General features: G+C 68.1%; 14 protein-coding genes. 13 read left to right on the top strand and 1 reads right to left on the bottom strand.

What is annotated here, in order from left to right:
• The first annotated feature begins 26 nt into the window (after window positions 1-26).
• From KEC55_RS01615 to ugpQ, 12 genes are all read left to right on the top strand, one after another.
• Window positions 27-950, top strand: coding sequence for a competence protein ComA (locus tag KEC55_RS01615; RefSeq protein ID WP_282506443.1), 924 nt, complete (start codon window positions 27-29; stop codon window positions 948-950).
• Window positions 947-1,555, top strand: a complete 609-nt coding sequence (locus KEC55_RS01620; protein WP_282506444.1) for a fimbrial protein — start codon at window positions 947-949, stop codon at window positions 1,553-1,555. The genes KEC55_RS01615 and KEC55_RS01620 overlap by 4 nt, the downstream gene beginning before the upstream one ends.
• Window positions 1,552-2,406 (top strand): pilus assembly protein, encoded by an 855-nt coding sequence (locus KEC55_RS01625; RefSeq protein WP_282506446.1) that lies wholly within the window; start codon window positions 1,552-1,554, stop codon window positions 2,404-2,406. The genes KEC55_RS01620 and KEC55_RS01625 overlap by 4 nt, the downstream gene beginning before the upstream one ends.
• Window positions 2,403-4,034 carry a type IV pilus secretin PilQ gene (gene pilQ / locus KEC55_RS01630; RefSeq protein WP_282506447.1) on the top strand — a complete coding sequence of 544 codons (1,632 nt, stop codon included), beginning with the start codon at window positions 2,403-2,405 and terminating at the stop codon, window positions 4,032-4,034. Before KEC55_RS01625 ends, pilQ begins: the two co-directional genes overlap by 4 nt.
• A 41-nt stretch (window positions 4,035-4,075) precedes the next feature.
• Window positions 4,076-4,630, top strand: a complete 555-nt coding sequence (locus tag KEC55_RS01635; RefSeq protein WP_175847214.1) for a shikimate kinase — start codon at window positions 4,076-4,078, stop codon at window positions 4,628-4,630.
• Entirely contained in the window at window positions 4,627-5,706 is a 1,080-nt protein-coding gene (aroB, locus tag KEC55_RS01640; RefSeq protein WP_282506449.1) for a 3-dehydroquinate synthase, read from the top strand. Before KEC55_RS01635 ends, aroB begins: the two co-directional genes overlap by 4 nt.
• Window positions 5,707-5,747: 41 nt before the next feature.
• A complete protein-coding gene (locus KEC55_RS01645; RefSeq protein WP_432625962.1) occupies window positions 5,748-6,956 on the top strand; it encodes a deoxyguanosinetriphosphate triphosphohydrolase in 1,209 nt (402 codons plus the stop codon).
• 90 nt (window positions 6,957-7,046) lie between these two features.
• Window positions 7,047-8,381 carry a sn-glycerol-3-phosphate ABC transporter substrate-binding protein UgpB gene (ugpB, locus tag KEC55_RS01650; RefSeq protein WP_282506451.1) on the top strand — a complete coding sequence of 445 codons (1,335 nt, stop codon included), beginning with the start codon at window positions 7,047-7,049 and terminating at the stop codon, window positions 8,379-8,381.
• 96 nt (window positions 8,382-8,477) lie between these two features.
• Entirely contained in the window at window positions 8,478-9,362 is an 885-nt protein-coding gene (ugpA, locus tag KEC55_RS01655; protein WP_282506453.1) for a sn-glycerol-3-phosphate ABC transporter permease UgpA, read from the top strand.
• Window positions 9,359-10,204: a sn-glycerol-3-phosphate ABC transporter permease UgpE gene (ugpE, locus tag KEC55_RS01660; RefSeq protein ID WP_282506454.1), complete on the top strand. Its 846-nt coding sequence runs from the start codon at window positions 9,359-9,361 to the stop codon at window positions 10,202-10,204. Before ugpA ends, ugpE begins: the two co-directional genes overlap by 4 nt.
• 32 nt (window positions 10,205-10,236) lie before the next feature.
• Window positions 10,237-11,322: a sn-glycerol-3-phosphate import ATP-binding protein UgpC gene (locus KEC55_RS01665; RefSeq protein WP_282506455.1), complete on the top strand. Its 1,086-nt coding sequence runs from the start codon at window positions 10,237-10,239 to the stop codon at window positions 11,320-11,322.
• A gap of 28 nt (window positions 11,323-11,350) precedes the next feature.
• A complete protein-coding gene (gene ugpQ / locus KEC55_RS01670; RefSeq protein WP_282506456.1) occupies window positions 11,351-12,121 on the top strand; it encodes a glycerophosphodiester phosphodiesterase in 771 nt (256 codons plus the stop codon).
• Between the two features lie 169 nt (window positions 12,122-12,290).
• On the opposite strand, the gene KEC55_RS01675 is transcribed toward ugpQ, so the two are convergent.
• Window positions 12,291-13,022, bottom strand: coding sequence for an OmpW/AlkL family protein (locus KEC55_RS01675; protein WP_282506457.1), 732 nt, complete (start codon window positions 13,020-13,022; stop codon window positions 12,291-12,293).
• A gap of 193 nt (window positions 13,023-13,215) precedes the next feature.
• Between KEC55_RS01675 and KEC55_RS01680 the strand changes: the two genes are divergently transcribed.
• A complete protein-coding gene (locus tag KEC55_RS01680; RefSeq protein ID WP_282506459.1) occupies window positions 13,216-13,929 on the top strand; it encodes a transposase in 714 nt (237 codons plus the stop codon).
• Window positions 13,930-13,962 lie beyond the last annotated feature (33 nt).

The following is a 13,962-nucleotide window of genomic DNA, read 5'->3' on the forward strand; positions in this document are numbered from 1 at the left end:
GGCCGCGACGATTTCGGGAGGCTGCGATGGCGGGACGATGGGTAGCGCGATTTGCGCAGGGCAGGCATCGGTCGACGGGAATCGATGTCGGCGCGGACGAGGTGAGGGTGGCCGTGCTGAGCCGGCGCGGCCGGGTCGCGGATGTGCGGGTCGAGGGGCTGGAGCGGGAGCCGGTCGGGTTGGCGGGCGGGCCGGAAGACGCGCGCTGGGCCGCAGTCGCGCGTGCGCTGGCGGCAGCCGTCGCGCGGCTGACGGCGGCCGACGTGCGGTGCGACGCGCGTGGCGTGATGGCGCTGCACGATGACGAGATTCGTACGGCGACGCTCGACCTCGCCGGACGTCATGACATCCCGGACGCCGCGCGGCAGGCGGCCGAGCGTATCTCGGGGCTGGCGCCGGGCAGTTTCGCGTTCGACTGGCGGCAGCACGGCGGCGCGCGTTCCGGCGAGATCGCGGTGACCGTGGCCCCGCTGGCGCTGCTGGAGCGGCGGATCGACGTGGCGGCGCAGGCCGGTATCGACCTGACGGCGGTCGACGGCGAGTCGGCCGCCATGCTGCGCGCGTTGCGCTATGCGGCGCAGTTCGAACTCGACGCGCAAGGCGCCTACGCCGCGCTCTGGTTCTGCGACTCGGGTGTGCGCGGCTGGCGAATCGATGGGTCGTTGGCGGTTCCGGTGTTCACGCTGTCCGGCACGCTGCCGGAGGCGCTCCCCGATGCACTGCGCCGGCGCGCGCTCGGGGCCGTGCGGTGTGTGTTCGTCGCCGGGGACGAACGGAACATCGCGCGCTTCGATACGTCCGTCGCCGAGATTGGCGACGTGCTCGGCTCGGCGGCGGTGCCGTTCGACTGCACGGGCTGGGACGGGCGGCCGTGTCCGCCCGCCGGCATGCCGGGCGGCCCGGCATTCGCCGTTGCGTTCGGGCTGGCGTTGCGCGGGGTGTGGGAATGACGGCCGATCAGGCGGCACTGGGCGGCTTCAACCTGCTGCCGCACCGTGAGCGACTGGCGCATGCGCTGAGGCGTCGCCGGGCTGCGCAGTGCGGGGCGGCGATCCTGCTCGGCGTGCTCGGCGCCGTGCTGTGGACGGGCGCGGCCACCTGGATGCGGTGGCGCACGGATGTCGCGCGCGCAAGCGTGGAGACGCGGCTGCGGCAGTTGCAGCCGCAGGTGAATGCCGCGATGCGCGCCGCCGATGCGGCGGCTGTCATCGCGCGGCGTGACGCGCAGGCAGCGGCGCTTGCCGCGCCGCACGGGCGCGTCGCAGGGCTGCTGGCGACACTGGCGCAAGTGCGCGACGACGGCGTCCGGCTCGACGCGCTGCGCACGACACCGGCCGGGGCCGTGCTCGATGTGCGGGCCACGAGCTACCGGGCGGCCGCGCGTTGGCTCGCCGGGATGGCGCGCGAGCAGCGTGACTGGCGGATCGACGTGGATGCGTTGGCGCCTGTGTCGAGTGCGGGGAGCCTGCTGGCCGGGATGCCGTTCCGGTTCTCGGTTCAGTTGCGCTGGCACGATGCGATGCCGTCGCGGACGGCGTCGGGAGGTGGCGCATGACGGCGATCACGCATTGGCTTGCGCCGCGTGGCGATGCGCGGCTGGTCGGCATGCCGCTCGTCTCGCCGGGGGGAATGCATGCCGCCGGCTGCGTACTGGCGTTCGTGGCCGTGCTGGCAGGCGGTATTCATCTGGCAAATGCGGCCGACTGGAGCGGGCTCGCGCATAGTCGCGCGTTGCTGGCTGCAGCGCAGGGGCGAGAGGCCGATGCGCGGCGTGTCCTTGAGTCTGCGGAACGCCGGCTCAGTGCACATCCTGCGCCGGCGCATGACGACCACGCGTCGCGTACGCCGGAATGGGCCGCGCTGATGTTGGGACTGGCCGATCTCGCCGCGTCGAGCGGGCTGAACAGGGTATCGATCGAGCCGCAGCGTATCGATAGCGCGGCACCGGAGGGCCGGCGCACCGTGCGCATCGTCGCGGACGGCGGCTTTCGCGCATTGTCGAAGATGGTCGGCGGGCTGGCGCGCTTTCCGGTGCTGGCGGTGCCGTCGGCGCTGCGTGTCGAGCGACGCATGCAGGCGACGCGGATGGACATGTCTGTCGACGTGTTTGCGGCGCTGCCGGCCGCATCGCCCGCAGGCGGTACGGCGCCGCTTCAGGCTGCTGCGCTCGCCGCCGATCCGTTCGGCGGTGGAGCCGATGGAATGGCGGCCCGCCTCGCCGGCACGATTCGCGACGCGCGTGCCGGTCTCGCGTTGTTCGATGACGGCGATGGCGCGTTCACGGCCGTGGCGCCCGGCGAAGCGCTCGGGCCGGCCCGCGTGATGCGCGTCGAGCCCGCGGCGGTGATGCTCGCGATGGCGGACGGGGCGCACCGGGTCGTCATGAACGACGGAGTGTGGCCATGACGAAGTACGGCCGTTGGATGCTCGCCGTCTGGGCCGGATTGACGGCGGCCAGTGCAGGCGCGTCGTTGCCGCCGCTGCCGGCAGTCTGGCCTGCCGCGTCGATGGAGGCGCCGGTGCCGAGTCTGCCGCTGCCGCACGGCAGGGTGGACGGTGTGGACATCGCGGTATCGGAGGAAGCCGGCCCGCCGCCGTTCGACCAGGCCGCTCGCGCGGCACTTCAGGCGGAACCCGCTGTACCGGCACCGCAGCTGGAGGGGCCGCCGATCCCGTTGGCGCCGCCGGCCCGGATGAGCGACGTCACTGCCCGGCAACCCGGCGATGCGGACGACGCGCGGCGGATCTCGCTGAATCTGCAGGACGCGGGGCTCGCGGCCGCGTTCGACGCGTTCGCGCGGTTCACGGGGCTCAATATCGTCGTCGGCGAGCAGGTGCGCGGCACGGTCACGTTACGTCTGAACAATGTCCGCTGGCGCGAGGCCTTCGACACGCTGCTCGACACGCACGGGCTCGCGATGTCCCGGCGCGGCAACGTGATCTGGGTCACGCCGGCGGCCGAACTGGCCGCCCGTGAGCGCGAGCGCTTCGAAATGCATGCGCGGGCCGCCGATCTGGAGCCGCTGGCGAGCCGCACGTTCGCGCTGCACTACCCACGCGCGCAGGACGTGCAACGGCTGCTGGCCGGCGCGACCGGCCAGCGCCTGCTGTCGAAACGCGGCGCTGCGGCGGCCGATCCGCGCACGAACCTGCTGTTCGTCACCGATCTCGCGCCGCGCATCGCGCAGATCGCGGGTCTGATCGACGCGATCGACCGGCCGTCACGGCAGGTCCGGATCGAGGCGCGCATCGTCGAGGGTGAGCAGGGCTTCTCGCGCAACCTCGGCGCACGCGTCGCGCTGCGGGCGCAGGGGCGGCCGTCGGCGGGCGAGAGTGCCACGTTCGCGGCCGACGCGCGCAACGCGCTCGACCTGGCCGCGCGGCCGCTCGGCGGCTTCGACGCGGCGACCGCCGGTTTTACGCTGTTCGCCGCGCCGCTGAGCCGCGTACTCGACGTCGAACTGAGTGCGCTCGAAGCGCAAGGGCGGGGTCAAATCGTTTCGCGGCCGCGCGTGGTGACGGCCGACCGCGTCAAGGCGATCGTCGAGCAGGGTTCCGAGCTGCCGTACCAGGCGAAGGTGGGCAACGGCATGAGCGGCGTGCAGTTCCGCCGCGCGACGCTCAAGCTCGAGGTCGAGCCGCAGATCACGCCCGACGGGCGCGTGGTGCTCGACCTGGACGTGACGAAGGACAGCGTCGGCGAGCCGACGGCGGCCGGCCCCGCCATCCATACGAAGCATGTACAGACGCGTGTCGAGGTCGAGAATGGCGGGACGGTCGCGATCGGTGGTATCTATGAACAACTGAACCGGAACGATGTGACGCGCGTGCCGCTCTTGGGCAAAATACCGTTTCTGGGCGCGCTTTTCCGGCACCGCGCGCAGCGCGACCAGCGCAACGAACTGGTCGTGTTCATCACGCCGACTGTCGTCGATGCGCGCTGCGATGCGCTCGGCGCGGGCGACGCGGATGCCGATAAAACGGGGCCGGAAGCCGCCGGCGCAGGCTCGACAAGGCAGCCGCTTTGCCAGTAAGCTGCGCCACACCACCAGCAAGATTGAAGCAGAGGAAGCCGTTGCAAGCGCGGGACCCACATGCAAACGTATTTTTCGTCGGCCTTATGGGAGCGGGTAAGACCACCGTGGGCCGTGCGGTCGCGCGTCGTCTCGACAGGACGTTCTTCGACTCCGACCACGAAATCGAGGCCCGCACGGGCGCGCGCATTCCGGTGATCTTCGAGATGGAAGGCGAGGCCGGGTTTCGCGATCGCGAAACGCAGGTGATCACCGATCTCACGCAGCGCGAGAACATCGTGCTCGCGACGGGCGGCGGCGCGGTGCTGCGCCCGGAAAATCGCGACTGCCTGAAAAGTAACGGCATCGTCATCTACCTGCGCGCCAATCCGCACGATCTGTGGCTGCGCACGCGCAAGGACAAGAACCGCCCGCTGCTGCAGACCGAAGACCCGAAGGGGCGTCTCGAAGCGCTGTACGAAGTGCGCGACCCGCTGTACCGCGAATGCGCGGATTTCGTCATCGAGACCGGCCGTCCGTCGGTCAACGGCCTCGTCAACATGGTGTTGATGCAACTCGAACTGGCGGGCGTCATCGCCAAGCCGCTACAAGCATGATTACTGTCAACGTCGATCTGGGCGACCGCGCCTATCCGATTCATATTGGTGCCGGCCTGATCGGCCGCACCGAGCTGTTCGCGCCTCACATCAAGGGCTCGTCCGTCACGATCGTCACGAACACGACGGTCGATCCGCTCTACGGCGACGCGCTGCGCGCGGCGCTCGCGCCGCTCGGCAAGCGCGTCTCGACGGTCGTGCTGCCGGACGGCGAGGCGTACAAGAACTGGGAAACACTGAACCTGATCTTCGACGGCCTGCTGACCGAACGCGCGGACCGCAAGACGACGCTCGTCGCGCTCGGCGGCGGCGTGATCGGCGACATGACGGGCTTTGCCGCCGCGTGCTACATGCGCGGGGTGCCGTTCATCCAGGTGCCGACGACGCTGCTGTCGCAGGTCGATTCGTCGGTCGGCGGCAAGACGGGCATCAACCACCCGCTCGGCAAGAACATGATCGGCGCGTTCTACCAGCCGCAGGCCGTGATCGCGGACATCGGCGCGTTGACGACGCTGCCCGATCGCGAACTGGCGGCCGGCGTCGCCGAAGTCATCAAGACCGGCGCGATTGCCGATGCGGCATTCTTCGACTGGATCGAGGCGAACGTCGACGCGCTGAACCGCCGCGACCCGGCTGCGCTCGCGCACGCGGTGAAGCGTTCGTGCGAGATCAAGGCAAGCGTCGTCGCGGCCGACGAGCGTGAAGGCGGCCTGCGCGCGATCCTGAATTTCGGCCACACGTTCGGCCACGCGATCGAGGCCGGGCTCGGCTACGGCGAGTGGCTGCACGGCGAGGCGGTCGGCTGCGGGATGGTGATGGCGGGCGATTTGTCGGCGCGGCTCGGCCTGCTCGACGAAACGTCGCGGCAGCGCCTCGACGCGGTGATCGCGGCCGCGCGCCTGCCGACCCGCGGGCCTGCGCTCGGCGACGCGCGCTACATGGACCTGATGCGCGTCGACAAGAAGGCCGAGGCCGGTGCGATCAAGTTCATCCTGCTGAAGCGATTCGGCGATACGCTGATCACGGAGGCGCCAGACGAAGCCGTGTTCGCTACACTGGCGCAGACAACCCGCTAACGGCGGCCCGGATGCCCCGGCGCCCCTGACATGGAGGAGACGTGAGCGAGACATCCAGCAGCACACTGCCCGAAGCCAGCCGCGCATCCGCCGCGCCGGTGGCCGAGCCGCCGACGCTGGCGGCGCTGGAAGCCCATCTCGCTCCGTATGCCGCACACGCGTCGCAGTCGCGCGGCCGCCGCCATCCGGAAACCCCGCCGGCGGCGCGCACCGAATTCCAGCGCGACCGCGACCGCATCGTCCACTCGACCGCGTTTCGCCGGCTCGAATACAAGACGCAGGTCTTCGTCAATCACGAAGGCGACCTGTTCCGTACGCGCCTCACGCACAGCCTCGAAGTCGCGCAGATCGCCCGCTCGGTCGCGCGCAACCTGCGCCTGAACGAGGATCTCGTCGAAGCGATCTCGCTCGCGCACGATCTCGGCCACACACCGTTTGGCCATGCCGGACAGGACGCGCTGAATGCGTGCATGCGTGACCACGGCGGCTTCGAGCACAACCTGCAGAGCCTGGCGGTCGTCGACGAGCTCGAGGAGCACTATGGCGCGTTCAACGGGCTGAACCTGTGCTTCGAGACGCGCGAAGGCATCCTGAAACATTGCTCGCGCGACAATGCGCGCAAGCTCGGCGCGCTAGGCGAGCGTTTCCTGCACGGCCGGCAGCCGTCGCTCGAAGCGCAGCTCGCCAACATCGCGGACGAAATCGCGTACAACAACCACGACGTCGACGACGGCCTGCGTTCCGGCCTGATCACGATCGAGCAGCTTGCCGAAGTCGAGCTGTGGCAGCGCCACTATGAAGCGGCACTCGCCGAATTCCCGCACCTCGAGGGCCGTCGTCTCGTGCACGAGACGGTGCGCCGCATCATCAACACGCTGATCGTCGACCTGATCGACGAGACGACGCGCAACCTCGTGCGCGTCGCGCCTGCGTCGCTCGACGACGTGCGCGCCGCGCCGCCGCTCGTGTCGCACAGCGTGACGGTCGCCGCGCAGGCTGCCGCGCTCAAGCGCTTCCTCTTCAAGAACCTGTATCGCCACTACAAGGTGATGCGCATGGCGAGCAAGGCGCAGCGCGTCGTCACGGGGCTGTTCGACGCATTCATCGACGATCCGCGCCTGCTGCCGCCGCCGTACCAGTCCGACGACGCGGCCCATCAGCCGCGCCTCGTCGCGCACTACATCGCCGGCATGACCGACCGCTTCGCGCTGAAGGAATATCAGCGCCTGTTCGTCATCAGCGACAACTGACTGTCACAAACGATCACTAGACTTCGCCGGTTCAATGGCGGCGGGAATGTTGCACACGCTGTTGGTAACGTTTTCATAGGAGAGAGGTCGATGAAGAAGAAGCCTGCGGGGACACTGGTTCGTTCGATCGCGCTCGGCGGCGCGCTGATGTTCGGGGTGCAGCACGTGGCGCTCGCCGCGACGGAAATTCAGTTCTGGCATGCGATGGAGGCCGCGCTCGGCGAGCGGGTCAATGCGATCGCCGACCAGTTCAACGCGTCGCAAAGCGACTACAAGATCGTGCCGGTGTTCAAGGGCACCTACGACCAGGCGCTCGCGGCCGGCATCGCCGCGTATCGCAGCGGCAACGCGCCGGCGATCCTCCAGGTCTACGAAGTCGGCACGGCCACGATGATGCAGGCGAAGAAGGCCGTCGTGCCGGTCTCCGACGTGTTCAAGCAGGCCGGCGTGCCGCTCGACGAAAAGGGGTTCGTGCCGACCATCGCGAGCTACTACAGCGATGCGAAGACGGGCCATCTCGTGTCGATGCCGTTCAACAGCTCGACGCCGGTGCTGTACTACAACAAGGACGCGTTCAAGAAGGCCGGGCTCGACCCGAACCAGCCGCCGAAGACGTGGGCCGACGTGAAGGCCGATGCCGAGAAACTGCGCAAGTCGGGGATGGCATGCGGCTTCACGACCGGCTGGCAGGGCTGGATCCAGCTCGAGAACTACAGCGCGTGGCACGGGCTGCCGTTCGCGAGCCGCAACAACGGCTTCGACGGCACCGACGCCGTCCTCGAATTCAACAAGCCGCAGCAGATCGCGCACGTCTCGTTCCTGCAGCAGATGGCGAAGGACGGCACGTTCACGTACGCGGGGCGCAAGGATGAGGCGTCGGCGAAGTTCTACAGCGGCGACTGCGGGATCATGACGACATCGTCGGGCGCGCTCGCGAACGTGCAGAAGTTCGCGAAGTTCAGCTACGGCACCGGCATGATGCCGTACGACGCGAACGTGAAGGGCGCACCGCAGAACGCGATCATCGGCGGCGCGAGCCTGTGGGTGCTGGCCGGCAAGGATCCGGCGACCTACAAGGGCGTCGCGAAATTCCTCGCGTACCTCGCTTCGCCGGCCGTCGCCGCGAAGTGGCACCAGGACACGGGCTACCTGCCGGTCACCAAGGCGGCGTACGACCTGACGCGCGAACAGGGCTTCTACGCGAAGAACCCGAGCGCCGAAACCGCGATCAAGCAGATGCTGAACAAGCCGCCGCTGCCGTACACGAAGGGGCTGCGCCTGGGCAACATGCCGCAGATCCGCACGGTCGTCGACGAGGAGTTCGAACAGGTCTGGGCGCAGAAGAAGTCGCCGAAGGACGCGCTCGATTCGGCCGCGTCACGTGGCGACGAACTGCTGCGTCGCTTCGAGAAGTCGGGCGGCTGAGCACGCATCGCTTCGTGCCGCCGGCGGTATCGCGCGCGAGCGCGTGCCGGCCGGCGGCGCGGCTTCCTTTCCGTTTCGCCTGACCGGATATCCGCGATGCAATCCCGTTCCCGTTTCGGTACGAGCCTGGTGCCGTACCTGCTGATCGCGCCGCAGCTCGCGATCACCGCCGTGTTCTTCCTGTGGCCGGCCGGCGTTGCGCTGTGGCAGTCGACGCAGATGCAGGACGCGTTCGGTACATCGAGCGAATTCGTCGGCTTCGCGAACTTCACGCACCTGTTCGCCGATCCGCTGTATCTCGATTCGTTTCGCACGACGCTCGTGTTCAGCGGGCTCGTCACGGTGAGCGGCCTCGTCGTGTCGCTGCTGCTGGCCGCGTGCGCCGATCGCGTGACCCGCGGCGCGCGCGCGTACCGCACGCTGCTGATCTGGCCGTACGCGGTCGCTCCGACGATCGCGGCCGTGCTGTGGGCGTTCCTGTTCAACCCGAGCATCGGCCTGATTACCTATGCGCTGGCGAAGGGCGGCATCGTGTGGAACCACGCGCTGAACGGCGGGCAGGCGATGTTCCTCGTCGTGCTGGCATCGGTGTGGAAGCAGGTGAGCTACAACTTCCTGTTCTTCTACGCGGGCCTGCAGGCGATCCCGCGCTCGTTGATCGAGGCGGCGGCGATCGACGGCGCCGGGCCGGTGCGGCGTTTCTTCAACATTGTGCTGCCGCTGCTGTCGCCGACGAGTTTCTTCCTGCTGGTCGTGAATCTCGTCTACGCGTTCTTCGACACGTTCCCGGTGATCGACGCGGCCACCGGCGGCGGCCCGGCGCAAAGCACGAAGACGCTGATCTACAAGATCTTCGCGGAAGGCTTCCAGGGGCTCGACATCGGCAGCTCGGGCGCGCAGTCGGTCGTGCTGATGATCATCGTCGTCGGGCTCACGGTGATCCAGTTCCGCTTCGTCGAACGCAGGGTGCAATACGCATGATCGAAAATCGCAAGGGCTTCGACCTGTTCTGCCACGCGGTGCTGATCGCGGGCGTCGTGCTGATCGTGTTCCCCGTCTACGTCGCGTTCTGCGCGGCGACGATGAATGCGCAGGAGGTGTTCACGGTGCCGCTGTCGCTCGTGCCGAGCACGCACCTGTTCGAGAACATCGCGTACATCTGGGGGCACGGCAGCGGCGGCACGACGGCGCCGTTCGGCCGGCTGCTCGTGAACAGCTTCGCGATGGCGCTCGGCATCGCGGTCGGCAAGATCGCGGTGTCGATCCTGTCCGCGTACGCGATCGTCTACTTTCGCTTTCCGTTCCGCAACACGGCGTTCTGGCTGATCTTCATCACGCTGATGCTGCCGGTGGAAGTGCGGATCTTTCCGACCGTGCAGGTCGTGTCGACACTGCACCTGACGAACGCGTACGCCGGGCTCACGATGCCGCTGATCGCGTCGGCGACCGCGACGTTCCTGTTCCGTCAGTTCTTCATGACGCTGCCCGACGAGCTGATGGATGCCGCGCGCATCGACGGCGCCGGGGCGCTGCGCTTCTTCTGGGACGTCGTGCTGCCGCTGTCGAAGACGAGTATCGCGGCGCTGTTCGTGATCACGTTCATCTACGGCTGGAACCAGTATCTGTGGCCGATCCTGATCACGACGGAAGCGTCGCTGTCGACGGCGGTGGTGGGCATCAAGACGATGATCGCGAGCGGCGACGCCGCGACCGAATGGCAATACGTGATGGCGGCGACGCTGCTGGCGATGATCCCGCCGCTCGTCGTCGTGCTGGCGATGCAGCGCTGGTTCGTGCGCGGCCTCGTCGATTCCGAGAAATGAAACATGGACGGTAACCGGGAGAAGGACCAGGTATGGCTGCGCTGAGCTTGAAGGGCGTCAGGAAATCCTACGACGGCAAGCAGCACGTGCTGCATGGCATCGACGTGGAGATCGCGGACGGCGAATTCATCGTGCTCGTCGGCCCGTCGGGCTGCGGCAAGTCGACGTTGCTGCGGATGATCGCGGGGCTGGAGTCCGTGTCGGACGGCGAGATCGCGATCGGCGAGCGTGTCGTCAACACGCTGGAGCCGAAGGATCGCGACATCGCGATGGTGTTCCAGAACTATGCGCTGTATCCGCACATGACGGTCGCGCAGAACATGGGCTACGGGCTGAAGATCCGCGGGATCGAGCGTGCGACGATCGATTCGCGAGTGGCCGCGGCCGCGAAGATCCTCGAGCTGGAGCCGCTGCTTGCGCGGCGGCCGCGCGAGCTGTCGGGCGGCCAGCGGCAGCGCGTCGCGATGGGGCGTGCGATCGTGCGCGAGCCGGCGGTGTTCCTGTTCGACGAACCGTTGTCGAACCTCGACGCGAAGCTGCGCGTGCAGATGCGGCTCGAGATCCAGCGGCTGCATGCGCGGCTGGCGACGACGAGCGTCTACGTGACGCACGACCAGATCGAGGCGATGACGCTCGCGCAACGCGTGATCGTGATGAACCGCGGCTACGCGGAGCAGATCGGCGCGCCGGTCGACGTGTACGAAAAGCCGGCGACGGTGTTCGTCGCGGGCTTCATCGGCTCGCCGGCGATGAACCTGATGCACGGCCGGCTGTCGGAAGACGGCGCGACCTTCACGGTCGCGGGCGGTGGCCCCGCGCTGCCGGTTGCCGGCGCACCGGGCATCGGCGCGGAGATCGTCACGGGGCGCGACTGGGTGCTCGGCGTGCGTCCGGAACACATGACGCCGCAGCCGGGCGTCGCGCAGGCGACGCTGCCGGTCGACTCGTGCGAGCTGCTCGGCGCGGACAATCTCGCACACGGCCGCTGGGGCAATCACGACGTCGCGGTGCGCCTGCCGCACGCGGACCGTCCCGCGCGCGGCACGGCGCTCGCGGCAGCGCTGCCCGCGCACCGGCTGCATTTCTTCGATCCCGAGACCGGCAAGCGTGCCGGTTGAACCTGCCGCACTTGCCGAGAGACCGACGATGACCCTTCGCACCGACTGGCCCTATCCGCGCGTCGTCGCCCATCGCGGTGGCGGCACGCTCGCGCCGGAGAACACGCTCGCCGCGCTGGACGAGGGCGCGCGCCGCGGGCACCGGATGGTCGAGTTCGACGCGAAGCTGTCGGCCGACGACGTGACGTTCCTGCTGCACGACGACACCGTCGACCGGACGTCGGACGGCCAGGGGGCGGCGGCCGGCATGCGTTATGCGGCGCTGGCCGCGCTCGACGCGGGCGCGTGGCTCGACGCGCGGTTCGCGGGCGAGCGGATGCCGACGCTCGAGGCGGCGGCGGCGCGCTGCATCGCGCACGGGCTGGCCGCGAATGTCGAGATCAAGCCGTGCCCGGGGCGCGAGCGCGAGACCGGGCAGCGCGTGGCGGCCGACGCGGCCGCGTACTGGCGCGATGCCGCGGTGCCGCCGCTCCTGTCGTCGTTCTCGTTCGAAGCGCTGCAGCAGGCGCGCGCGACCGTGCCGGCGCTGCCGCGCGGGATGCTCTACGAAGCCGTGCCGGACGACTGGCATGCGCAGGTCGTCGGCGCGCTCGGCTGCGTATCGTTGCATGCTGACCACAAACGGCTCGACGAACCGCTCGTGCGCGCGATCAAGGCGGCAGGGTTGCGCATCCTGGTTTACACGGTGAACGATCTCGAACGTGCGCGCGAACTCGCACGCTGGGGCGTCGATGCGGTCTGTACGGACCGGATCGACCTGATCGCCCCCGATGCGCTGGACGACATCGCCGTCGTCTAGCGGTCACGGCAACGCCCGGAGGGGCCCCTTCGGGAATGTCCCTGATGCGAAAAAACAACGCCCCGGCGGGATTTCCGCCGGGGCGTTTTGCATCGTGGAGACGTTACGTCTGGAAAAATCCGCTACAAATTGCAGCAGGATTAACCATTCCCCAAATATTCGACTACGCTTAGAAGCGGTAGCCGACGTTGAGGTACGTCACGATCGGGTTCAGCGAGATATGGGCCTTCGACGTTTCCGTCAGCGTCCCGACCGGCGTCCGGCGGGCCGTGGTGAAGGTCGCGGTCACGCTGACCGGGATGTACGACATCGAGAAGCCGGCGAACCAGTGCTTCGTGAAGTTGTACGTGAAGCCGGCGTTGAACACGGGCGCCCACTGGTTGCTGGTCTGCGCACTGGTCGGGCCGCCGAGCACGCCGTTCTCGAACGCGCTGTTCGTGATCTTCGCGCCGGTAAACCAGATATACGTTGCGCCGACGCCGACATACGGACGGAACTTCGCGTTGGCGTCGTTGAAGTAGTACTTGAGGAGGAGCGCGGGGCTCCACTGGTACGCGCGGCCGAGCGTACCGAAATTCGAGAACTGGCCCTTGCCGGTGATGTCGAACTTCGGCGGGATGCCGGCGATGAACTCGGTGGCGATGTGGTCGGTCACGAAGTAACCGGTCGCCAGCGCGAGCGTGTCGGCGTCGCTGATGCCGGCACCGGTGTTGGGAACCGACTGGTTGATGGGCGTGCCGCCTACGCCGTAGACGAACAGCGGGTCGCTGCTGTCCTGCGGTGCAAGGTGCAGCCAGCCGGTGCTGACGTAGAAATCACCTGCGGATTGTGCATGTGCCGTACCGCCCGCAAACGTGAATGCGAGCGCTGCGGCCCCCGTAATGGCCAGTTTTCGTTTCATTGTGTCTCCTCCGATCAAAGGCGTGCTCATTATGACGACTGCGTTTAAAACCAAACAAGCTCGTAAGTTAGAGTTTTCTCCCTAGGATTCGCACGACCGTACGCTTACGCGCCCCGCGAGGACAGGCATTCTACGCAGGTGCGCATTTTCGGACCTCCGGGTATTTCCTAACGCGTTCAAACGGACATTCAGCATGGCACGGTTAGCACGACTCTACGTTCCCGACCAGCCGCAGCACGTGATACTGCGCGGCCTGGATCAGCAACCCGCGTTCGTCGACGACCAGGACTACGAACTCTTCATCGATTGCCTGAAGGCCGCCGCCCGCGATCATCACCTGTCGGTGCATGCCTACGTGCTGCTGCCGCGCCAGGTGCAACTGCTCGTGACGCCGAGCGACGAAGCGAGCCTGCCGAAAGCGATGCAGGCTGTCGGCCGCCGCTACGTCGCGCATTTCAACCGGCGCTACTCGCGGCGCGGCACCCTGTGGGAAGGCCGCTACCGCGCGACCGTGATCGAAGGCGAGCGCTATTTCCTGCTCGCGAGCCGCGTGGTCGAGATGAGCCCCGTGCGTTCGCAGCTCGTCGCGACGCCCGAGGCGTATCGCTGGTCGAGCTACCGGCATCACGTCGGGCTCACCGTCGACAGCCTGATCACCGACCATCCGCTCTACTGGGCGCTCGGCAATACGCCGTTCGACCGCCAGCGCGCGTACAAGGAGCTGTGCGAGCAGCCGCTCGACGAGCGGCAGGCCGACCAGTTGCAGCAGGCGACGCTGAAGGGCTGGGTGCTCGGCGGCGAACATTACCGCGAGTGGGCGGCGCGTACCGCGAACCGGCGCGTGTCGCCGCTGCCGCGCGGACGCCCCAGAAAGGTGCGTGAGAGCACACCGCCGATCCAGCAGTAATGCCGGAAAGGCGGGTCAGGAGCGGCGCTGCGG

It is taken from the genome of Burkholderia cepacia (assembly GCF_029962485.1).
Lineage (GTDB): Bacteria > Pseudomonadota > Gammaproteobacteria > Burkholderiales > Burkholderiaceae > Burkholderia.